20 protein-coding genes are annotated in these 22,582 nt (G+C 60.7%); 15 read left to right on the top strand and 5 right to left on the bottom strand.

What is annotated here, in order from left to right; all coding sequences use genetic code 11:
• From ACCD00_RS14645 to ACCD00_RS14620, 6 genes are all read left to right on the top strand, one after another.
• Positions 1 to 383: tRNA-dihydrouridine synthase (locus ACCD00_RS14645; RefSeq protein ID WP_413425525.1), on the top strand; the 383-nt coding region annotated here is incomplete at its 5' end.
• Entirely contained in the window at positions 380 to 700 is a 321-nt protein-coding gene (fis, locus tag ACCD00_RS14640) for a DNA-binding transcriptional regulator Fis (protein WP_007907419.1), read from the top strand. The genes ACCD00_RS14645 and fis, both read left to right, overlap by 4 nt.
• Before the next feature lie 82 nt (positions 701 to 782).
• On the top strand, positions 783 to 2,390 hold the full coding sequence (gene purH, locus ACCD00_RS14635; RefSeq protein WP_413425523.1) for a bifunctional phosphoribosylaminoimidazolecarboxamide formyltransferase/IMP cyclohydrolase: 1,608 nt from the start codon (positions 783 to 785) through the stop codon (positions 2,388 to 2,390).
• A gap of 148 nt (positions 2,391 to 2,538) precedes the next feature.
• The gene (gene purD / locus ACCD00_RS14630; RefSeq protein WP_413425521.1) at positions 2,539 to 3,834 is read left to right on the top strand and encodes a phosphoribosylamine--glycine ligase; all 1,296 of its coding nucleotides are present in this window, start codon (positions 2,539 to 2,541) and stop codon (positions 3,832 to 3,834) included.
• Between the two features lie 100 nt (positions 3,835 to 3,934).
• Positions 3,935 to 6,712 (top strand): response regulator, encoded by a 2,778-nt coding sequence (locus ACCD00_RS14625; RefSeq protein WP_413425519.1) that lies wholly within the window; start codon positions 3,935 to 3,937, stop codon positions 6,710 to 6,712.
• Positions 6,713 to 6,777: 65 nt separating this feature from the next.
• Positions 6,778 to 7,374 (top strand): MarC family protein, encoded by a 597-nt coding sequence (locus ACCD00_RS14620; RefSeq protein WP_111284385.1) that lies wholly within the window; start codon positions 6,778 to 6,780, stop codon positions 7,372 to 7,374.
• 197 nt (positions 7,375 to 7,571) lie between these two features.
• On the opposite strand, the gene ACCD00_RS14615 is transcribed toward ACCD00_RS14620, so the two are convergent.
• The 5 genes from ACCD00_RS14615 to cobG form a co-directional block, all read right to left on the bottom strand.
• Positions 7,572 to 8,417, bottom strand: coding sequence for a hypothetical protein (locus tag ACCD00_RS14615; RefSeq protein WP_413425516.1), 846 nt, complete (start codon positions 8,415 to 8,417; stop codon positions 7,572 to 7,574).
• Between the two features lie 185 nt (positions 8,418 to 8,602).
• A complete protein-coding gene (cobJ, locus tag ACCD00_RS14610; protein WP_413425514.1) occupies positions 8,603 to 10,312 on the bottom strand; it encodes a precorrin-3B C(17)-methyltransferase in 1,710 nt (569 codons plus the stop codon).
• Positions 10,312 to 11,043 (bottom strand): precorrin-2 C(20)-methyltransferase, encoded by a 732-nt coding sequence (locus tag ACCD00_RS14605; RefSeq protein WP_413425529.1) that lies wholly within the window; start codon positions 11,041 to 11,043, stop codon positions 10,312 to 10,314. Before ACCD00_RS14605 ends, cobJ begins: the two co-directional genes overlap by 1 nt.
• Positions 11,043 to 11,669 (bottom strand): precorrin-8X methylmutase, encoded by a 627-nt coding sequence (locus ACCD00_RS14600; RefSeq protein ID WP_015093293.1) that lies wholly within the window; start codon positions 11,667 to 11,669, stop codon positions 11,043 to 11,045. The genes ACCD00_RS14605 and ACCD00_RS14600 overlap by 1 nt, the downstream gene beginning before the upstream one ends.
• A complete protein-coding gene (cobG, locus tag ACCD00_RS14595; RefSeq protein ID WP_413425527.1) occupies positions 11,662 to 12,969 on the bottom strand; it encodes a precorrin-3B synthase in 1,308 nt (435 codons plus the stop codon). The genes ACCD00_RS14600 and cobG overlap by 8 nt, the downstream gene beginning before the upstream one ends.
• A gap of 252 nt (positions 12,970 to 13,221) precedes the next feature.
• On the opposite strand from cobG, the gene ACCD00_RS14590 reads away from it, so the two are divergent.
• The 9 genes from ACCD00_RS14590 (at position 13,222) to ACCD00_RS14550 (ending at position 22,497) form a co-directional block, all read left to right on the top strand.
• The gene (locus tag ACCD00_RS14590) at positions 13,222 to 13,881 is read left to right on the top strand and encodes a hypothetical protein (protein ID WP_413425512.1); all 660 of its coding nucleotides are present in this window, start codon (positions 13,222 to 13,224) and stop codon (positions 13,879 to 13,881) included.
• A gap of 153 nt (positions 13,882 to 14,034) precedes the next feature.
• A complete protein-coding gene (cbiE, locus tag ACCD00_RS14585; RefSeq protein WP_413425510.1) occupies positions 14,035 to 15,246 on the top strand; it encodes a precorrin-6y C5,15-methyltransferase (decarboxylating) subunit CbiE in 1,212 nt (403 codons plus the stop codon).
• Positions 15,239 to 16,336, top strand: a complete 1,098-nt coding sequence (locus ACCD00_RS14580; RefSeq protein WP_413425508.1) for a cobalt-precorrin-5B (C(1))-methyltransferase — start codon at positions 15,239 to 15,241, stop codon at positions 16,334 to 16,336. The genes cbiE and ACCD00_RS14580 overlap by 8 nt, the downstream gene beginning before the upstream one ends.
• The gene (locus tag ACCD00_RS14575) at positions 16,333 to 17,061 is read left to right on the top strand and encodes a cobalt-precorrin-6A reductase (RefSeq protein ID WP_413425506.1); all 729 of its coding nucleotides are present in this window, start codon (positions 16,333 to 16,335) and stop codon (positions 17,059 to 17,061) included. Before ACCD00_RS14580 ends, ACCD00_RS14575 begins: the two co-directional genes overlap by 4 nt.
• Before the next feature lie 252 nt (positions 17,062 to 17,313).
• A complete protein-coding gene (locus ACCD00_RS14570) occupies positions 17,314 to 17,712 on the top strand; it encodes a DUF2946 domain-containing protein (protein ID WP_102669214.1) in 399 nt (132 codons plus the stop codon).
• 47 nt (positions 17,713 to 17,759) lie between these two features.
• Positions 17,760 to 18,239 (top strand): copper chaperone PCu(A)C, encoded by a 480-nt coding sequence (locus ACCD00_RS14565; RefSeq protein WP_413425504.1) that lies wholly within the window; start codon positions 17,760 to 17,762, stop codon positions 18,237 to 18,239.
• A 21-nt stretch (positions 18,240 to 18,260) separates the two neighbouring features.
• Complete coding sequence (locus ACCD00_RS14560; RefSeq protein ID WP_413425502.1) at positions 18,261 to 18,716, top strand: DUF2946 domain-containing protein; 456 nt, start codon at positions 18,261 to 18,263, stop codon at positions 18,714 to 18,716.
• 191 nt (positions 18,717 to 18,907) lie between these two features.
• The gene (locus ACCD00_RS14555) at positions 18,908 to 21,025 is read left to right on the top strand and encodes a TonB-dependent copper receptor (RefSeq protein WP_413425500.1); all 2,118 of its coding nucleotides are present in this window, start codon (positions 18,908 to 18,910) and stop codon (positions 21,023 to 21,025) included.
• A 92-nt stretch (positions 21,026 to 21,117) separates the two neighbouring features.
• The gene (locus ACCD00_RS14550; RefSeq protein WP_413425498.1) at positions 21,118 to 22,497 is read left to right on the top strand and encodes a PepSY-associated TM helix domain-containing protein; all 1,380 of its coding nucleotides are present in this window, start codon (positions 21,118 to 21,120) and stop codon (positions 22,495 to 22,497) included.
• The last annotated feature ends 85 nt before the right edge of the window (positions 22,498 to 22,582 follow it).

The raw sequence follows: 22,582 nt of genomic DNA, 5'->3' as shown, positions 1-22,582 counted from the left end.
AAAAAGCCCGGTACGTGCTCGACGCGACCGGTGCCGATGGCCTGCTGATTGGCCGGGCCGCCCAGGGGCGGCCGTGGATTTTTCGCGAGATCGACCATTTCCTGCGTACCGGCGAGAAGCTCCCGGCGCTGGAGCTGATCGAGGTGGAACGCATTCTGCTAGAGCATCTGGCCGCCCTGCACGCCTTCTATGGCGATGTCATGGGTGTGCGCATTGCTCGAAAGCATGTGGGCTGGTATCTCGCAACCCTGCCGGGCGCCAGGGAGTTTCGTGCCCACTTCAATCGTTTGGATGGTACGGATGCACAATGCGCCAACGTTCAGGCGTTTTTCGCCGAACGTTACAAGAGCCTGACAGGGGACGGAGAGTGGGTGGCCGCATGACGATGATGACCGAGACTTTAGTGAGTGGAACAACACCCGTGAGCGACAACGTGAATTTGAAACAGCACCTCAATACACCGAGCGAAGAGGGCCAGACCCTTCGCGGGAGTGTCGAGAAGGCGCTGCACAATTATTTCGCCCACCTTGAGGGCGCTGCCGTCACGGATGTGTACAACCTGGTGCTCTCCGAAGTCGAGGCTCCCCTGCTCGAGTGCGTGATGAACTACGTCAAGGGCAACCAGACCAAGGCCAGCGAGCTGCTCGGGCTGAACCGGGGCACGCTGCGCAAGAAACTCAAGCAGTACGATTTGCTGTAAGCATTCAATCAAACCAGAAAGGCGCCCGCGTAAAACCGGTCGCCTTTTTTGCTGACTTCCTTTGCTTTTGATGGAAATTGAGATGACCGACCAGACTACCCGCCTGCCGATCCGCCGCGCCCTGATCAGCGTTTCCGACAAGACCGGGATCCTCGAATTCGCCAAGGAGCTTGAAGCCCTGGGCGTCGAGATCCTCTCCACCGGCGGAACGTTCAAGCTGCTGCAGGACAACGGCGTTGCCGCAGTGGAAGTCGCTGATTACACCGGTTTTGCCGAGATGATGGACGGCCGGGTGAAGACCCTGCACCCGAAAATCCACGGCGGGATCCTCGGTCGTCGCGGTATCGACGACGCCATCATGAGCGAGCACGGCATCAAGCCGATCGATCTGGTAGCGGTCAACCTGTACCCCTTCGAAGCCACCATCAACAAGCCTGGCTGCGACCTGCCGACCGCCATCGAGAACATCGACATCGGTGGCCCGACCATGGTCCGTTCAGCGGCCAAGAACCACAAGGACGTGGCCATCGTGGTCAACGCCAGCGATTACGCCAGCGTCCTGGAAAACCTCAAGGCCGGCGGCCTGACCTACGCCCAGCGTTTCGACCTGATGCTCAAGGCCTTCGAGCACACCGCCGCCTACGACGGCATGATCGCCAACTACATGGGCACCGTGAACCAGGCTGCCGACACCCTGAGCACCGAAGGTCGCAGCGAGTTCCCGCGCACCTTCAACAGCCAGTTCATCAAGGCCCAGGAAATGCGCTACGGCGAGAACCCGCACCAGAGCGCGGCGTTCTACGTTGAAGCCAAGCCTGCCGAAGTCGGCATCGCCACCGCGACCCAATTGCAAGGCAAGGAACTGTCGTACAACAACGTGGCCGACACCGACGCCGCGCTGGAATGCGTGAAGAGCTTCGTCAAACCGGCTTGCGTGATCGTCAAGCACGCCAACCCGTGCGGCGTGGCTGTCAGCCCGGACGCCGAAGGCGGCATCCGCAAGGCCTACGACCTGGCCTACGCCACCGACACCGAATCCGCCTTCGGCGGCATCATCGCCTTCAACCGCGAACTGGATGCCGAGACCGCCAAGGCCATCGTCGAGCGTCAGTTCGTCGAAGTGATCATCGCCCCGAGCGTCAGCGCAGAAGCCCGCGCCATTGTCGCCGCCAAAGCCAACGTACGCCTGCTGGCCTGCGGCGAGTGGTCGGCTGACCGCGCCGCGGCCTGGGACTACAAGCGCGTCAACGGTGGCCTGCTGGTACAAAGCCGTGACATCGGCATGATCGGCGCCGATGACCTCAAGGTCGTGACAAAACGCGCACCGACCGAACAGGAAATCCACGACCTGATCTTCGCCTGGAAAGTCGCCAAGTACGTGAAGTCCAACGCCATTGTCTACGCCAAGAACCGCCAGACCATCGGTGTCGGCGCCGGCCAGATGAGCCGCGTGAACTCCGCGCGTATTGCTGCAATCAAGGCTGAGCATGCTGGTTTGCAGGTTCAAGGTGCGGTCATGGCGTCCGACGCCTTCTTCCCGTTCCGCGATGGCATCGACAATGCGGCCAAGGCCGGTATCACTGCGGTGATCCAGCCAGGCGGCTCGATGCGTGACAATGAAGTGATTGCAGCCGCTGACGAAGCTGGCATTGCAATGGTATTCACCGGCATGCGCCACTTCCGTCACTAATAGAACGGCTTCCCCTGTAGGAGCGAGCTTGCTCGCGATGAACGATAAGACGCCGCGTTGATTCAGACACCCAGCGTTATCGTTAACCACCATCGCGAGCAAGCTCGCTCCTACAGTTCCCAGATTTGCGTCATCCGAGGTTTTTGAAATGAATGTTTTGATCATTGGCAGCGGTGGCCGTGAACACGCCCTGGCCTGGAAAGTGGCTCAGGATCCGCGCGTACAGAAGGTGTTCGTGGCTCCGGGCAACGCCGGTACCGCCATCGAAGCCAAGTGCGAGAACGTCGCCATCGACGTACTGGCACTTGAGCAACTGGCAGACTTTGCCGAGAAAAACGTTTCCCTGACCATCGTCGGCCCTGAAGTGCCGCTGGTTGCCGGTGTTGTGGATCTGTTCCGCAGCCGCGGCCTCGACTGCTTCGGCCCGACGGCTGGTGCTGCGCAGCTGGAAGGTTCGAAAGCTTTCACCAAGGATTTCCTGGCTCGCCACAAGATCCCGACTGCCGACTACCAGAACTTCACCGAAATCGAGCCGGCCCTCGCTTACCTGCGTGAAAAAGGCGCTCCGATCGTGATCAAGGCCGACGGCCTGGCCGCCGGTAAAGGCGTGATCGTCGCCATGACCCTGGCCGAAGCCGAAGACGCCGTGCGCGACATGCTGGCGGGCAATGCCTTTGGCGATGCGGGTTCGCGCGTGGTCATCGAAGAGTTCCTGGACGGCGAAGAAGCCAGCTTCATCGTCATGGTCGACGGCAAGAACGTGCTGCCGATGGCCACCAGCCAGGACCACAAACGCGTCGGCGACGGCGACACCGGTCCAAACACCGGCGGCATGGGTGCTTACTCCCCGGCGCCAGTGGTCACCGCCGACGTGCACAAGCGCGTCATGGACCTGGTGATCTGGCCGACCGTGCGCGGCATGGCCGAGGAAGGCAACGTCTACACTGGCTTCCTGTACGCCGGTCTGATGATCGACAAGGCTGGTAACCCAAAAGTCATCGAATTCAACTGCCGTTTCGGTGACCCTGAGACCCAACCGGTGATGCTGCGTCTGCAGTCGAGCCTGGTGCTGCTGGTCGAAGCCGCCCTGGCCAAGGCGCTGGATAAAGTTGAAGCGCAATGGGATCCACGCCCGAGCGTCGGCATCGTCCTGGCCGCTAGCGGCTATCCTGGTGACTACGCCAAAGGCGCAGCCATCAAGGGGCTGGAAGCAGCCTCCGCACTGGAAGGCAAGGTTTTCCACGCCGGCACTGCGCTCAAGGATGGTCAGGTAGTGACGGCCGGTGGTCGTGTATTGTGCGCCACAGCCATGGGTGCCAGCGTCGACGCCGCACAGCAGCAGGCCTACAGGCTGGCGGCAGCGATTGACTGGGAAGGCTGTTTCTATCGCAAGGACATTGGCTACCGCGCCATTGCCCGCGAGCGTGGCGAAAATCAGGAATAAGGTAAACACCGCGCCAGGCAATGAACACGGTTTATTGCCTGGCTATTCCGGCGCCGCGCATCGTTATATTCTGGCATCAACCTAACGAAGGGATTTCGCCGTGCGCTGGCTCAGGATTGCCATAAGCTTAACCGTCACTTTGCTGACCTTGCTCTGCATGCTACCGGCCCAGGCCACGCAAGGCAGTGGCTGGGCGGTATTGCTCGACGAACAGGGCGACCTGCAACTGAGCGACATCCGTTCCGCACGCTACACCAATCAATTCAGCCCTATCGAACCCGACCGCATAACCGCGGCCGAACCCGATGGTGCGTTATGGTTGCGATTCAGGCTGGCACCGGGCAAACACGAACAATTGCTGCGGATGTTTGCGCCTGACCTGCGTCAGTTCAACATGTACGTACTGGACGGCGACAAGCTGATCGATCAATCCAGCACGGGCAACGAACAGCACCAATCCGAGCGGCCATTGCCCAGCAGCGACTTCATGCTCGCCCTGCCGCAAAGCGACAACCCCCTCGATGTATACGTGCGACTGGCCTCTGACCACCAGTTACGGCCCTATATCACCCTGCAATCGGCGATCACCGCGGCTGCCAACCAGAACCAGACGCTGATCTATGGCCTGCTGTTCGGTTGCATGGCCATGTTGATCCTGCACAATCTCATCCGCTACGCCTACACCCGCTCGCGCAGTGCCCTCTGGCTGGCGGCGTGCGAAGGGCTGTTGATGCTCAGCCTGCTGCTGTTGCTGAACCTTGTCAGCCCCTGGCTACCGGACTGGCATGCACTGCAAACGCCGGGGGCTTACCTGGCACTGCTACTGACTGCGCCGTGCGGCCTGATGCTTGCCCATCGCTTTTTCTCCCCGCTCGGGCCGCACCCGCTGAATCGGTTGCTGCTCGGCGAGGTCCTGCTCATCACCGCCTGCGGCCTGATGCTGTTGTTCGTCAATACCTTGCCGCTGAACTTCATTACCTACGGCCTGGTAGCCCTGGCAGGCCTGAGTATGCTGTTCATCAGCGCCTACCACTGGCAAAAAGGTTATCGCCCGGCTCGCCTCTTCGTGGCGGCCATGGTGGTGTTCAATCTCGGGACACTGGTCATCCTGCCCGCCCTGTTGGGGCTGACCCTGATCGAACCCCATGGCCTGATCACCACTTTGCTGGTGTTCATCTGTATCAGCGGCCTGCTGATGAGCATCGCGTTGAGCGAGCGCCAGCGCCGCATCACCGAAGACCGTTTCAGCATCAGTCGCGACCTGGCGGCCAGCAACGCCGAGATCAACGCCAAGGCCGAGTTCCTGGCGAAGATCAGCCATGAGATCCGCACCCCGATGAACGGCGTCCTCGGCATGACCGAGCTGCTGCTGGGCACACCGCTTTCGGTCAAGCAACGCGACTATGTGCAGACGATCCACAGCGCCGGCAACGAGCTGCTGACACTGATCAACGAAATTCTCGACATATCCAAACTCGAGTCCGGGCAGATCGAGCTGGACGATGTGCAGTTCGACCTCAACGCACTGATCGAAGACTGCCTGAGCATCTTTCGCGCCAAGGCCGAGCAGCAAAACGTCGAGTTGATCAGCTTCATCCAGCCACAAGTGCCGCGGGTGATCAGCGGTGACCCGACGCGCCTGCGCCAGACCCTGTTGAGCCTGCTGGAAAACGCCCTGAAGAAAACCGACGAAGGCGAAATCCTGATCGTCGTGGCGCTCGACGAGCGCAGCGCCAAACCGCGCCTGCGTATTGCCGTGCAGGACAGCGGCGAGCCCATGGACGCCGAAGAACGCGACGCCCTGATGCACGCCGAACTGCACAGCCGGCATTTCCTTTCGGCCACCCACCTGGGTGGCAACCTGGGCCTGGTGATCGCCCGGCAGTTGATTCGCTTGATGCAAGGGGAATTCGGAATCAAGAGTGGCAGCAACCAGGGCAGCACCCTGTGGCTGACCTTGCCGCTGGACCCGGATCGCCTCGAACACCCGACCTCAGACCTCGACGGCCCGCTGCAAGGTGCACGGGTATTGGTGGTGGACGACAACGATACCTGTCGCAAGGTGCTGGTGCAGCAATGCAGCGCCTGGGGCCTGAATGTCAGCGCCGCACCTTCCGGCAAGGAAGCGCTGGCACTGCTGCGCACCAAGGCTCATTTGCGCGATTACTTCGATGTGGTCCTGCTGGACCAGAACATGCCCGGCATGACCGGCATGCAACTGGCGGCCAAGATCAAGGAAGACCCGAGCCTGAACCATGACATCCTGCTGATCATGCTCACCGGCATCAGCAATGCGCCGAGCAAGATCATTGCGCGCAACTCCGGGATCAAGCGCATCCTCGCCAAACCGGTGGCCGGCTACACCCTCAAGACCACCCTGGCCGACGAGCTGACCCAACGCAACAAAGGCCTGGTCGTCTCGCAACCACTGCCAAGCGGCCCAGCCCTGCCGATCAAGGTCCCCAGCGACTTCCGCATTCTGGTGGCCGAAGACAACAGCATCTCGACCAAGGTGATCCGCGGCATGCTGAGCAAGCTCAATCTGCAACCGGACACCGCCTGCAACGGTGAAGAAGCCTTGCAGGCGATGAAAGCCCAGCGCTACGACCTGGTCCTGATGGACTGCGAAATGCCCGTCCTCGACGGCTTCTCGGCCACCCAGCAATTGCGTGCCTGGGAAGTCGGCAACCAGCGGGTCCGTACCCCCGTGGTGGCATTGACCGCCCATATCCTGGCCGAACACAAAGAGCGTGCGCGCCAGGCCGGCATGGACGGACACATGGCCAAACCGGTCGAACTGTCGCAGCTGCGAGAATTGATCGAGCATTGGGTCGCCCAGCGTGACCAGCAGAATCGCGCAACGACCCAAACGTCCTGAGCCGACAGACTGCGCAACCCCTGATAGACTCCCCCTCGACTTCCCTCGCCAGTGAGCCCGGCACCATGCTCCATGTGTTGTTCAGCGTTTACTTGAAGATGCTGGTGCTCTACAGCCCATTCTTCGTATTGTCCTGCTTCATCAGCCTGACCCGTGGTTATTCGCGCAAGGAGCAGCGTCGGCTGGCCTGGAAAGTGGCGGTCGCCACACTGGTCTCCAGCGTGCTGTTGTACTTGTTCGGCCGAGTGATTTTCAGCGTTTTCGGTATTACCGTGGATGCATTCCGCATTGGCGCAGGCAGCGTCCTGTTCATCTCGGCACTCGGGATGGCACAAGGTAAATCGGCGGTGCAGACCGACAACGTGCAGCAGGATGTGACCATCGTCCCGCTGACCATTCCGCTGACCGTCGGCCCCGGCACCATCGGTGCCTTGCTGGTGATGGGCGTGAGCCAGCCGCACTGGGACGACAAGCTCACCGCCATTGTCAGTATTGCCTTGGCCAGCTTCACCGTGGGGGTGGTGCTTTATCTGTCGAGCCGCATCGAACGCATACTCGGCGATCAGGGCTTGCAGATTGTCAGCCGGCTGATGGGGCTGTTCGTCTGCGCACTGGCGGCGCAAATCATTTTTACCGGGGTGAAGGGGTACCTGGTACCTTGAACACAAAGCGCTCCGTTTCTGGCAAGTCGTGGGGCTAGTGGACTCGAAACATCCGTGTGCCTCACCACTGCACGATGCCTGCATCGCAATCCCTGCAACACCCAATGATGCAAACCGGGTAACCCTTCCCCCTCTACATCCTTATATGTTTCAAACAGGCCAGAGACAATCAGCCTCTGACCCTGGCTTAATTGAGTTCACTGCCTGCGTCGCGGAAATCTTTTAGCCAACACTTCTTTGCGATTCTGCGCCAGGATAAATTCGACATCATTTTTTACTTCAGCGTAAGCAGAAGGATTAAAGGCAAGAAAGTTGGAGCCCTGGTAAATATCGAGACCTGCAATTTTCAAATCCAAAAACAAAACCCCACCACCCACTTGGTCTCCAACATGATTAACAGATGAAAACGAAACTATGACCAATCCGTTCCTGGTTTGCTCGCAAGGCAGCAAGGCCAGTTTCACACCCTTGGCCCTGGTAACTTCATAGTTGAAAACCTTGATGGTTTCAGGCTCTTTTTCCAATGCTGACAATGTGCTGTCTGCGATGGCACTTAGCACGGTTGCACCTGGAATGGCCGCTTTTGCCGCTTCAACGCCCGCCTGGACAATAGTGGTGACGACATTTTTCATTGTCCCGCTGCCAGCCCTCCTCTTGTATTCGATACTCGCGTTGATGGGGACAGAACAGCCCATATCCTCCATACACTGGAGAAAAGCCCGGTGCCAGGCGGCAGGGCTATGACTATCTTTAGTCTCGCGATCGGCCTCCAGCTTCGAAAACTTTATGAGGTTTTCGATAATTGTCATATTCTCAAGCGAAATATTATCGCCATAACCAATAAGTGCATTACCCAAAACCAAAGCATCCAAAGCCTTGGTAGGACTCGAATCGTCCAACGCCTTGGGTGAACTTGAGGCAGTGGTCGACATTAATGCTCTGGCACGAGCTACACTGTTCAACAATGCCTTTGACCTGGCAAGACGCGCCTTCCCAATATCAGTGCATTGTCTGTGAGTTATAAAATCTTCTACAACTTCCATATCGGACAGTTCCTTTTAAGTTCGCTTAAGTCTCCAACAGAGACAAAACGAATCTAAACCACCCAAACACCACCATCAAACCCGATTAAATGTCGACATATGTAAACGCCCACCAACCCTTACAAACACGCAGCAATTGTCGAGCGATCAAGCTCGAACAACGCTGCACCAAACCGTCATATTACTTAGTTAATTTCGCTTAATTTATCGCCATAACTACGCGGCGTATAAACCCACGACATTCCTTGCGAACGATGAAACACACGAGTCGTAGATGAACCAATCAACACCATGGTCCGCATGTCGACCTGGTCTGGAGTCAATTGAGAGAGCGTCGTCACGCGTAATGCCTGCCCCGGGCGTCCGACATCACGCCCTAACACGACTGGCGTTCCAGGTGCGCGATGTTGGCCGACGATCTCCAGCGCACGCCCCAATTGCCAAGGTCGGGAGCGCGAGATCGGATTGTAGAACGCCATTGCCAGATCAGCTTGCGCTGCCAGATCCAGACGTTTTTCAATGATCGACCAGGGTTTCAGGTTGTCCGATAGCGACAGCACACAGAAGTCATGCCCCAGTGGTGCACCAGCCTGGGCGGCCGTCGCCAGTGAGGCGGAAACCCCCGGCAAAATCTCGAGATCGACGTTGTGCCAATGGATGTCACTGGACTCGTGCAGCGCCTCCAGCACCGCCGCAGCCATGGCGAAAACCCCCGGATCCCCTGAGGAAACCACCACCACCGATCGCCCTTGGGCTGCCAGTTCGAAAGCATGGCGGGCGCGCTGCATCTCTTCGCGGTTGTCGGTGCAATGCAGCACCTGATCGGCGCGAAACGGCCCGGCCATGCGCACGTAGGTTTCGTAACCCAGCACATCGGTTGCGCGGGCCAGTTCCGCCTTCACCGCTGGTACCATCAGGTCGGCAGCGCCCGGCCCGAGCCCGATCACCGCCAGTCGTCCACGCGAACGGCCAATTTGCAACGGGTCCAGCGGCTGCTCTGCCACCGCAATGGCAACATTGTCGCTACCAAGCATGGAAACGGGTTGGCCTATGGCGGCACTCAAACGCTCGCCAAGCACCATCTCAGCCTGGGCAAAGCGCAACGGCACGCCCAATTCAAGCGCCGCCTCGCGCAACCCCGGGCTGGCCATTTCGGTGTCGGCAGCCAACAGGCAGGCGAGCGACTGCACGGCGATTTTCGCCTGATGCAATGCGTCGCGCACCGCCTGCGCAACGTTCTCCAGGCCGGCATCCGTAGCGACCACTACATTGCGCGGGTAGATCAACAATTCGTTGACCGCAGGAGCCCGTTCAGCATGACTGACATGCACCGCCAGTCGAGCCTGAGCATCTTCGGGCAACTGCGCCTGCGCCAGCCACGGGGCTTCACCCTCAATGCGCACCGTTTCGCCGGCTAACAAATCGGAAACGAAACGCTTGCCCAGCTCCAGATCGCCAAGGGCATAACCGCTGGGCGGGTTGAGCAGGCACGTGCCGAAACGCAACTCGCCGCTGGTGGTGATCGCCGCAGCGACTTCAAGTCCGGCGGCAATCTCCCGCGCCATCACATTCACGCCACCGAGACCACCCAGCAGTGGAACCACGGCGCTGCCGTCTTCGGCCACCGCCAATACCGGAGGCTCGGCGCCCTTTTCCAGCAACAGGGGTGCCAGCGTGCGAATCACGATCCCGGCCGCACACAGAGCAATGATCGGTGTGCCCTGTTGGTAGAGCTCACGCAGGGTCGCGCCAAATTCGTGATAGACCCGATCCGCACCGTCGACCCGTTCGGCCAGGCCGTGGATCGTGGCTTCGGGGTACACCTGCTGAATGCTGCGCGCGGTAGCGAGGCTGCCATTGCCGAGAATGACAATCGCCGGAACTGGACGGGTCATCAGCCTTGCCACCTTTCACCGGGAACGATGATCAACGAAAAATACGGCGAGGACATCGGCTCGACCTGATCCAGCGGCACGATCTTCTGGTTGGCCATGGTCGCACGTTCGACGTACAGCGCACGCTCGGCCAGGCCGAGTTCTTCCAGCACCTGGCGGACCTTGGGAAAGTTGCGCCCCAGCTTCATGATCACCGCTGCATCGGCATCGGCCAGGCGGCGCTTGAGTTCGTCTTGCGGCAGCACACCGGACAACACCGACAGACTCTGATTGCGATACACCAGTGGCGCACCGAGCACCGAGGCACCGCCGAGCATCGAGCACACACCGGGCACGACTTCCGCCTGATAACGCTGGGCGAGCCGGTCGTGCAAGTACATGTAGGAGCCGTAGAAGAACGGATCACCCTCGCAGATCACCGCCACGTCGCGGCCTGCGTCGAGATGCGTGGCCAGTTCTGCGGCAGCGTCATCGTAGAAGTCACTGATCACTTGCTCGTAGGACAACGGCGCCGGCAAGGCTTCGGTGGTCACCGGGTACACCAGTGGCAACAGGTTCTGTGCGTCTTGCAGGTGCGCTTCGATGATGCCGAAGGCATTGCCCTTCTTGCCCTTGGCGACGAAGTACGCCACTACAGGCGACTCGCGCAGCAAGCGCAGAGCCTTGACGGTAATCAGTTCCGGATCACCGGGACCGACGCCGAGGCCGATCAAACGTCCAGATTGTTGCATCATTCGATCTCCGTGGCGAGGGCATTGACGGCGGCGGCGGCCATGGCGCTACCGCCCAGGCGACCCTGCATGATGACAAAAGGCACGCCACGGCTGTCGGCCGCCAGCGCTGCCTTGGATTCGGCGGCGCCGACGAAGCCCACTGGAAAACCGAGGATCAGCGCCGGTTTCGGCGCACCGGCGTCGAGCATTTCCAGCAAGTAAAACAGTGCCGTCGGGGCGTTGCCGATGACCACCACGCTGCCTTCGAGGTGCGGACGCCACAGTTCCAGGGCAGCAGCTGAGCGGGTGTTGCCCAATTCACGGGCCAGCTGCGGAACGCTCTCATCGCGCAAGGTGCAGATCACCGGATTGTTCGCTGGCAGCCGTGCACGGGTAACGCCCTCGGAGACCATCCGCGCATCGCACAGGATCGGCGCGCCGGCTGCCAGTGCATCACGCCCGGCCTTGCCTGCACCTTCGGAAAACTGCAAACCGTCGATGGCCTCGACCATGCCGCAGGCGTGAATCACACGGACCGCGAGTTTCTCCAGATCGGCCGGGATTCGGTCGAGGTTGGCCTCGGCGCGAATGATCGCGAAGGAGTTGCGATAGATCTCCTGACCGTCGCGGATGTAATCAAGCATCAAGGGGGCTCCGTGAGCGGGCGTCGAGCAGAGCCGCGACCGCTTCAATAGTAAGGTTGTATGCGTGCAGTGCGCCGAAACCCGGCTGCGCTGCATCGCGAAAATAGAGATCGTAGTGACCGGGGGCGACGGCCAGCAAAGTGACGGGCGCCGTATGCGCGGCGGCACAGGAACGCGCGCATCCGCTCAAATGCACGCTCGGCGATTGTCCGTGACGCTGCAGCAATGTAGCCAGTTGCAGGGCATCGCCCTTGGTCTCGGCCAGGCCTTTACCGCAGCCGTTCGAACCGGTGCAGGCAATCAACCGGGATAAGGGCTGATCGGCTTCGCACTGCAAACCCAGACATTGCAATTGCCGAATGACCTCGGCGGCGTTTTCCGCACGGACATTGGGCAGCAGCAGGCTTTGCCAGGGCGTGAAGCGCAGACTGGAATCACCGAACTCGCGTGCCAGTCGTGCCACGCCTCGCAGCATCGCCGGATCGAGCCGCCCCAGCGGCGGGACAGCCCCTACATAGACAACACCGGGCTCGGCCTGGGGATGGGCGCCGATATGCAAATCACTGGCACCCGAATCCCGCTGCCAGCGGACAACGGCTTGCAGCGGTACTCGCTCAGCCAGCCGAAGCAGTAAGGCCTCGACCGAATACCCGGCCAGCAAATGGCGCATCCGCGTCTGCTCGGGGCGCGCCAGTTCAAGGAACAACTCAAGGACCGCGACCACCAGCGCATGCCCGTCGTCGAGTGCAACCGAACCGGCGGGGCTGTCCGTCGGGCATCCCGCCAGACCGAACGCCAGCCGTCGCTCGCCGTCTTGCTCAAACGCCGAGAGCCACAGGTCATGGGGATGCTCGAGCATCGCCAGGTCTTCACCTCCATCGAGTTGCACGGCGAACTTGGCGCTGAGGTCGTGAAACGGTTCGTGGCTCTGCAGCGTGGCGAGGACCTGCCCTGCCAACGGGCGTGTGTCGAATAGCATGTGCCGGTCGATCCCGGCGCCGGGGCTGAGCATCAGGTTGCGCACATCGTCGCCAGCTGCCGTGCGTGGTCCCAGATCGGTAGCCAGCAGACAGTCGATCAACGCCGTTTGCTGGTTGCCAATCCCGCGGATCTGCAGGTTGGCCCGGTTGGTTGCCTCGATCGCACCGCTGGCATATCGCTCGGCGGCATCAGCCACAGCGATTGCCTGGTGCGCACGGATGGCGCCGCCGTCGAGCTTGATCCGGCAAATGCCACCATCCAATGCCTGGACGACACGCAACAACCCGGGACAGGCGGAAGGGCGCAAACGGTTGGGTATCTGACGTGACTTCACAGGACGACCGGTACAAGACGAAGGACAGCATTATGCCTGCTTTGTCCGGCCTGATGAAAAGCCCAAGCGGCTTGACGACGAAATACTCTCGACCCAGACATAAAGTTGCTTCGCTTGCAAACAGCAAGAATCAATTTCACCTATCAATCTTATTCAAACCACACAGCCACTCTTGTACGTTTGCCCAACATGCAAAACAAACAACAACGGAATATAGATATATACAAGGAGTAGTACATGAACACGAAAACACCGGCTGGAGCATTGACCGCCCACAATCTCATTTCATGCATCGAGCAACTTTCTCTGCAAGATTACGACGACTTCACTCATTGCACTCAGATAGCCACCCGGTCCGCAGACATGGTCAGCAGTCGCTTTGCCAACTCGACAAAGTGGCTGCATGAATACGTCACAACGTTGAATTTTCTTGGCTGGTCCGTCTTTCAGGATGCCATCTTTAGCCGCACTCAACACACCCTCTCGAGCAGCATTGCGGAGTTTCTGGTCCAGAGCGCTCAAGCCATGCCGGACACCCGACAAGGAAACGCCATGATCGACACCCTCGACGCGCTGAAAACCGACGAGCCCGCGCTGTATTCACTGGACCAACAAAGTCTCTTGGGAGAGCGGTTTCAGGTAATACCTGCACGCTATGACTCAAAGGGCTTTCTTGAAGTCGCCGTTTTTAATCTCGAATTGGTGACATCTACAAAAAGGAGCAACTTTCTATTTTTTCACACGGAAGAACAGACGACAAAGATCATTCAGCACCGAGCCATTCTGAAACTTGACAAAAACGTACTCGAAAGCAAAAGAGCGCTCATAGACCGCAAACGGAGCGAAATCAGGATGAAGAGATTCGACCTGCAAAAGCTACCAACAATACATCCGTAATAGTGCCCTATCACCGTCAATGACGCTTTCTCCCGCTGACAACAGGCGAATTCAATCCACACCGAGCTATGATGCACAACCGCACAGGTCGACACAGACCGACACAGACCGACAGCGCGATGATTTGGCTTCGATTGATAGAAGAGGAACAGCATGACCCCCTGGCTGACAGTGGTAGGCATCGGAGAGGACGGTTTCAAGGGGCTAGGCAAAAATGCCCGACACGCTCTGCTGAACGCCACGCGGATCATTGGCGGTCAACGGCAGCTGGATTTGTTGCCCGCCTGCATCCGCGGTGTACGGCAATTGTGGCCCAGTCCTTTCGCCCTTGAACCGGTTTTGACGAAACAGGGAGAGCCCGTTTGCGTCCTGGCCAGCGGTGATCCGATGTTTTTTGGGGTGGGAGCCAGCCTCTCTCGACATTTATCCAGCGATGAAATGCTTATTCTGCCGGCGCCCTCTTCCTGCTCGCTCGCCGCAGCACGAATGGGCTGGCCCTTGCAGGAAGTCATCACTCTTTCAGTGGTGGCCCGGCCTGTCGCCGCACTCAGCGCCCACCTGTCCAGCGGTGTGCGCTTGCTGGTATTGAGCAATGACGGCCGCAGCCCCACCGCCATCGCAGCACTGTTGCGCGAACGCGGCTTCGGCCCCAGCCGTCTCACCGTGCTGGAACATCTGGGCGGTGAAGCCGAGCGGCGCATCGACGGTATCGCCAGCGACTGGAACGATTCGCCGATCGCCGACCTGAACCTGATCGCCATCGAGTGTGTCGCCGAGCCCAACACGTTGCGGCTGTCGCGACTGGCCGGCCTGCCGGACTCGGCGTTCCGGCACGACGGCCAACTGACCAAACGCGATGTGCGCGCCATCACCCTCGCGCGCCTGGCTCCAACTCCCGGCGAACTGTTGTGGGACGTCGGCGCCGGCTGCGGCTCGATCGGCATCGAATGGATGCGCGCTCACCCCAGCTGTCGTGCACTGGCCATCGAGGCAGATGCGGGCCGCCAAACGTTGATCGAACACAACCGCGATGCCCTCGGCGTACCCGGCCTGCAGCTGGTTCGTGGCAGCGCGCCCCAGGCCTTGGCCGGGCTGGAGCGGCCGGATGCGATTTTCATCGGCGGCAGTGTCACCCGCGAAGGCGTGCTTGATGTCTGCTGGGCCGGACTCAAACCCGGGGGCCGGTTGATTGCCAACGCGGTCACCCTGCAAAGTGAAATGACCCTGATGGCCTGGCGCGAGCAACACGGCGGGGAACTGACCCGCATTCATATCGCCCAGGCACAACCGCTGGGCGACTTCGACACCTGGCGCCAGGCCTTGCCGATTACCTTGCTGGACGTGACGAAACCCTTCGATGCGTGATGAAACCGCCGAACAACCCGCCCCCCTGCGCAGCGGCCTGACCACCGGCAGTTGCGCCACGGCTACCAGTCTCGCCGCTGCACGTCTGTTGCTGGACGGCACATCGACCGACGCCGTGGAAATCGTGTTGCCCAAGGGCAAACAGGTGCAGATGCGCCTGGAGTTTTGCCGCCTCACCGAGGACGGCGCCGAAGCGGGAACCCTCAAGGATGCCGGTGACGATCCGGACGTGACCCACGGAGCCCTGCTCTACTCCCAGGTGCGCCTGAGCGCCGAACCGGGGACTCGCTTCAAGGCCGGGCGTGGCGTCGGCACCGTGACCCGGCCCGGGCTGGTGCTGGGTGTCGGCGAGCCCGCGATCAATCCGGTGCCACGCAAAATGATCAGTGAACACTTGGCCCGACTGGCCGACGAACTCGGCTACAGCGGTGGTTTCGACGTTACGATCAATGTCGAGAACGGCGAGGCACTGGCACTGAAAACCATGAACCCGCGCCTGGGCATTCTTGGTGGCCTGTCGATACTCGGTACCAGCGGCATCGTCCGGCCGTTTTCCTGCGCGGCCTACATCGCCTCGATCCACCAGGGCATCGACGTGGCGAAAACCAACGGTTACCTGCACATCGCCGCCTGCACCGGCAACGCCAGCGAAGACACCATGCGCCGGGTCTACAACCTGCCGGAAATCGCCCTGATCGAAATGGGCGACTTCGTCGGCGCCGTGCTCAAGCATCTGCGCAAAGTGCCTGTGGATAAACTCAGCCTGTGCGGTGGTTTCGGCAAGATCAGCAAACTGGCGGCCGGGCATATGGACCTGCACAGTCGCCATTCGAGCATTGACCTGCCGCAACTGGCGTCATGGGCGGCGCAGGTCGGCGCCGATGCGGCCTTGCAGCAGAGCATCCGCGAGGCCAACACCAGCCAGCAGGCACTGGCCATGGCTGCCGCAGCCGGGGTCGCCCTGGGTGATGCAGTCTGTCAGCACGCCCTGGATTTTGCCCGCAGCGTGGTGCCGGCGCAGGTTCAGGTGGAAGTCTTTGCCATCGATCGCCAGGGCGGGATTGTTGGCCATGCGGGAGCCTTTGAATGAAGCGCATCCTGTTGCTCGGCGGCGTGACCGAAGCCATGGCCATTGCCCGCACGCTGGGACCGCAGCATATCTACAGCCTGGCCGGCATCGGTCGGATACCGACGGATCTGCAATGCCAGGTTCGCGTCGGCGGCTACGGCGGTGCCGAGGGGCTGGCGCAATTCATTCGCGATGGAGGTATCGATCTGCTGCTCGATGCCACTCACCCCTACGCCGCCCAAATCAGCCAGAACGCCGCGACCGCCGCACGCTTGAGCGGCATCCCCTGCTGGGCGCTACGGCGTCCCGCCTGGCAAGCCCAGGCGGGTGATGACTGGCGGGAAGTCAGCGATTGGGCCGAACTGATCGAAGCCCTGAAGCCCTTCCGTCGACCGCTGTTCACCCTCGGTCGCGAGCCCCTGCAACACCTCGATGAGATTCCTGCACGGCAGTTCTGGACCCTGCGCGCCCTGGACCTGTATCCGGGCAACGAGCGCTGCGAAGTGATCGGCGCCCGCGGGCCATTCCTGATCGACGATGAACGTGAGTTGTTCGAGCGGCGAAACATCGACGTGCTGATCAGCAAGAACAGCGGCAGCACGGCGACCGAGCCGAAACTGGAAGTCGCGCGTGAGCGGGGGGTGCCGGTGATTGTTTTGAAGCGGCCGGAGTTGCCAAGGGTTGATCGGGAGTTTGGAGCGGTGACAGACATCCTGACGGCCCTGTCGCTCTTCGACTGTTCCTGATCCCCCGTCCGCCGGAACTATTCCTGCAACGTCTCCGGAGCACATCGATTATCCATTCAGTGGTTCCAACCCTATAGTCCGGCGGATTCTGAACAAAGCTCAAACGCTACCGGCACTTTGAAATTCACGACTATCATAAAAGCTACGAAAGGACGGCGCTGCGACACCACACCGCACGCCGTCTTTTTACTTATCGGCCCTGATCAGGCTAAATAGCCCGCGCCTGATCGCCCACCCAAACGGATTTGTCCCATGTCCCGACAACGGCTCGCAATTGCCTGGATAGCCTGCTTCGCAGTGCTGTTCAACATGCTCGCCATGCCGATGTCCGGAGCGATGGCGCAATCGGTGAAATCACCGGCCGAACAGTTGTTGTGGGGCAGTTTCTGCAGCTCCAGCGGCACCAGGATGGTGGCGATTTCCATCGGAGACCTGGAACAGAAAGCCCCGCAAAGCGACGATCATTCCAACATGCAGCATTGCTGGTGCTGCTCGGGTTCTGCGCCATTGGTGGCGCTGCCGGGGCATACGCCACAACTGTATTTCGCGCACTTCGAGTCCAACCGAAGCCTGCCTGCGACCTCTCTTGAAAGTCCGTCACCGCGCCAGCAATGGCCGAGTCTCAACCCCCGCGCCTCCCCTCTGGTTTGATTTTTTTCGCAATTGACCTGCGTTTCAAATCATTCTGGAGAACTGCCATGTTGAACAAACTCATCGTTCTGGCCGCGTTGCTGCTGCCTGCCTGCTTTGCCAATGCCCACGAATACAAGGTCGGCGAACTGGAAATCGCGCATCCGTGGTCCCAGGAGTTGCCACCCAATGCGCCCACCGTTGCGGCGTATTTCGTGATCAACAACGAAGGCAAGACCGCCGACCGCCTGCTCAGCGTCGACACCCCCATTGCGGGCGAAGCGCAATTGCATGAACACCTGATGCAAGGCGACGTGATGAAAATGCAGCACGTACCGAGCGTGGAAGTGCCCGCCGGTGGCGAGGTCACTTTCGCACCGATGGCCTATCACGTGATGTTGCTGGGTCTCAAGGATCGTAGCCTGCTGGTTGACGGCAATCGCTTCCCGATGACGCTGCACTTCGAGAAGTCCGGTGACGTGACGGTCGAAGTCGCGGTGCAGAAGCAGGCGCCGGACAGCCTGCAAGCGCACGTGCACACGCCGTAATCGCCTGAGCTGAAAACGCCCATGCGCTCGCTTAGCGCCAGGTCACCCAGGTCGCGAAATCAGGCAATGAGCCTGACACGCGGCAGCTGGATCAGCCTGTTCGCCATGCTGATGATCTTTATCGGTCCGCTGATTTCTCAGTCGATGCCGATGGATTCGCGCGCCATGTCGATGAGCATGCCTGCGGGCATGAGCATGGACATGCCGATGGACATGTCGGCGATGGAGCATGCCGACCATGGCACGCAAGCCACCGCCGAGCACTGCCCGCCTGCCCCGGGGCACCATGTGCTGTGGGAAAAGTGCGGCTATTGCAGCCTGCTGTTCAATTGCCCGGCGCTGACCGGTGGCGTGTCCTTCGCCAACTTCGTCATTCCACCCGTCAACACCTTCACCACCCCCTCTGCGCGCCAGGGCCATGCCCGGCAAACCTACTTTCCCGGCGCCCGCACCCGCGCCCCGCCCGCCATCGCGTAAACACTCACTTCTGATTTCACACGGTCCGCAAGACAGCCAAAGCAACCTGTGGGAGCGGGCTTGCTCGCGAACGCGGTGTGCCAGACGGCATCAATGTTGACTGTCACTCCCTCTTCGCGAGCAAGCCCGCTCCCACAGGGATTGCGCAGGCTGCCGGCCGTGTCGTTTACGACTGTTCGATGGAAATTGTCATGTCCAGGTTTTCTGCTGTCCCGTGCTTGAGCCCTGCCCAAGCCTCCTTTGCCCTGAACGAATCCGCTGTTCGTTTCGGGCACGCCACCGCCATCCTGTGCGGTGCCTTGCTGGCGCCTTCTGCGCTGGCCGATGACCATGCCGGTCACAGTGAAGAACTGAGCCCGACGGTGATTACCGCCGTTGCACCCAGCTCGCCATTGACCATCGTCACCAACCCCAAGGACCCGCGCCAACCGGTGCCGGCCAGCGATGGCGCCGATTACCTGAAAACCATCCCGGGCTTCGCCCTGGTGCGCAATGGCGGCACCAACGGCGACCCGGTGCTGCGTGGCATGTTCGGTTCGCGGCTGAACATTCTCACCAACGGCAGCATGATGCTCGGTGCCTGCCCGGGCCGGATGGACGCCCCAACCTCCTACATCTCGCCGCAAACCTACGACAAGCTCACCGTAATCAAAGGCCCGCAAACCGTGCTGTGGGGGCCGGGCTCTTCAGCCGGTACCATCCTGTTCGACCGCGAACCGGAGCACTTCGGCGAGCTCGGCACACGGGTCAATGCCAGCGTGCTGGCCGGCTCCTACGGCCGCTTCGACAAACTGCTGGACGCTGCAGCCGGCGGCCAGTCGGGTTATGTGCGGGTCATCGGCAACACCGCACACTCCGACGACTACCAGGACGGCAACAACGACACCGTGCCGTCGCGCTATGAAAAATGGAACGGTGATGTGGCGCTGGGCTGGACGCCAAACGCCGACACCTTGCTGGAGCTGACCGCCGGCCGTGGCGATGGTGAAGCCCGGTACGCCGGGCGCGGCATGGACGGTTCGCAGTTCCTGCGCGAAAGCCTTGGCCTGCGTTTCGAGCAGTCCAACATCGGCGACGTACTGGATAAGGTCGAAGCACAGGTCTACTACAACTACGCCGACCACGTGATGGACAACTACACCCTGCGCACGCCGTCCGGCACCGGGATGATGGCCGGTCCCATGGCCTCCAACGTCGACCGTCGCACTCTCGGTGCGCGGATCAAGGCCACCTGGCGCTGGGCCGATGTGCAGCTGATCAGCGGCATCGACGCGCAGACCAACGAGCATCGCCAGCGCAGCGCCATGGGCATCGACACCTACAAGGACCTGCCGTACACCAAGGATACCGATTTCCATAACTACGGCGTTTTCGGCGAACTGACCTGGTACGCCGCCGACCGTGATCGCCTGATCAGCGGCGCACGCCTGGACCGTGCCTCGGCCAAGGACTATCGGCAGACCATCGGCTCGGGAATGATGACCCGCCCGAATCCGACCGCCGACGACACCCGCGCCGATACCCTGCCGAGCGGTTTCATCCGCTATGAGCACGACCTGGCCGACAACCCGACCACCGTGTATGCCGGCCTCGGTCACACCCAGCGGTTCCCGGATTACTGGGAGCTGTTTTCACCCAAGTCCGGCCCCGCCGGCTCGGTGAATGCCTTCGATTCGATCAAACCGGAAAAAACCACCCAGCTCGATTTCGGCCTGCAATACAAGACGGAAGTACTTGAGGCCTGGGCTTCGGCTTACGTCGGGCAGGTGCGCGACTACATCCTGTTCAACTACACCCCGACAATGATGGGTACAACCTCGCAAGCCGAGAACATCGACGCGCGAATCATGGGCGGTGAACTGGGCGCTGCTTACAACTTCACCGACAACTGGAAAGCCGACGCGACCCTGGCCTACGCCTGGGGCAAGAACAGCAGCGATGGCACGGCGTTACCGCAGACGCCTCCGCTGGATACCCGTTTCGGCCTGACCTACAGCGAAGACAACTGGAGCGCCGGGGCACTGTGGAGAGTGGTTGCCGCGCAAAACCGCATCGACCTGAACAAAGGCAACGTGGTCGGCAAGGACTTCGACAAGACGCCGGGTTTCGGCGTGTTTTCCCTCAACGGTGCCTATCGGATCAACAGCAACTGGAAGGTCAGCAGCGGCGTCGACAACCTGTTCGGCAAGGCTTACGCCGAGCACTTGAACCTGGCCGGCAACGCCGGTTTCGGCTTCCCCGCCAATGACCCGCAAGCCATCAAGGAGCCGGGGCGCACGCTCTGGACCAAGGTGGACATGAGCTTTTAAGAGCATCGCTGTAGGAGCGAGCTTGCTCGCGATCGGTTGCGCAGCAACCGCCAACACACAACTAAAAGATCCAGCCAAGCGGAGCACACGAGATGAAACAGCCCAAAGTGAATTTCTACAACCTGGCCTGGCGCTGGCATTTCTATGCCGGATTGTTCGTGGCGCCTTTCATGGTGATGCTGGCCCTGACCGGCACCATTTACCTGTTCAAACCGCAACTCGATTCGCTGATGTACAGCAGCTGGCTCAACGTCCCTGCCGGCCATCACACCCTGGCGGCTGACGACCTGCTCAACCGGGTGAAAGGCGCCTATCCACAAGTCACGATCAAGCAATACCTGCCACCGATGAACGCCGAACGCAGCGCTCAGTTTGTCGTACTCGACAGCGGCAAGGAACTGAACGTTTTCGTCGACCCGTACCACGGCGACATCCTCGGTGAGCAAGACGCCAAGAAGAACCTGCAAGCCATCGCGCGGGCGATTCACGGCGAATTGATGATCGGTACCGCCGGTGACCGGCTGGTGGAACTGGCCGCCGGCTGGGGCGTGGTGCTGGTGGTTTCCGGGGTGTTCCTGTGGTGGCCACGGGGCCAGGCGGCCGGCATTCTGTGGCCACGCCTGAGCAGCCGCGGCCGGGCGCTGTGGCGTGACTTGCACGCCGTCACCGGGTTCTGGGGCGCCTCGCTGTTGCTGGTGATGTTGCTCAGCGGCATGACCTGGACCGGGTTCTGGGGCGAAAAATTTGCAGGCGTGTGGAACGTGTTCCCTGCCGCGATGTGGGATGACGTGCCGAAGTCCGACATCGAGGCACGCAGCCTCAACAGCGCCACGCGTCAGACCGTGCCGTGGGCCATGGAAAACACGCCAATGCCGATGTCCGGTGACCACGCCGAGCACATGGCCCACGACGGAGCGCATGCTGGCCCGGCAGCGCCGACCATCAGCCTGCAAGACGTACAAGACATCGCCACGCAGAGCAAGGTCGAGCCGGGCTACAGCATCACCTTGCCGAAATCCGCAACCGGCGTGTTCACCATTTCGGTGTTCGCCGATGACCCGCGCAACGACGCCACCCTGCATGTCGATCAATACAGTGGCAAGGTCCTGGCCGACGTGCGCTACGAGCAGTACGGCACCGTCGCCCGCGCCACGGAAATCGGCGTGATGCTGCATGAAGGCAAGATGTTCGGCGTGTTCAACCAGATCATCGTGCTGCTGATCTGCCTGATGATTTTGCTCAGTGCCGTCAGCGGTGTGGTGATCTGGTGGAAGCGCCGCCCGCAAGGAAAACTCGGCGTGCCGCCGCTACGTCACGACCTGCCGAAATGGAAAACCGCGATGGTGATCATGTTCGTTCTGGCGGTGGCCTTTCCGTTGGTGGGTGCTTCACTGGTAGCGGTGTGGTTGCTGGATCGCCTGCTGCTGTCGCGTTTTACCCGGCAGACTGAAAGCGCGTCATCTTCATCATGAAACAGGCGAGATGCGCGGGGCTCAATGGGCTGTAAACTCCCCCGCGCGTCTCCCTCTCGCATTCAGGGTGTCCTTTCGGGCCCCT

The sequence above is a fragment of the Pseudomonas sp. Pseusp3 genome (assembly GCF_047304225.1).
Lineage (GTDB): Bacteria > Pseudomonadota > Gammaproteobacteria > Pseudomonadales > Pseudomonadaceae > Aquipseudomonas > Aquipseudomonas fluorescens_CD.
Note: the sequence above shows the minus strand (reverse complement) of the source record. Positions and strands in the feature narration are given on the sequence as shown.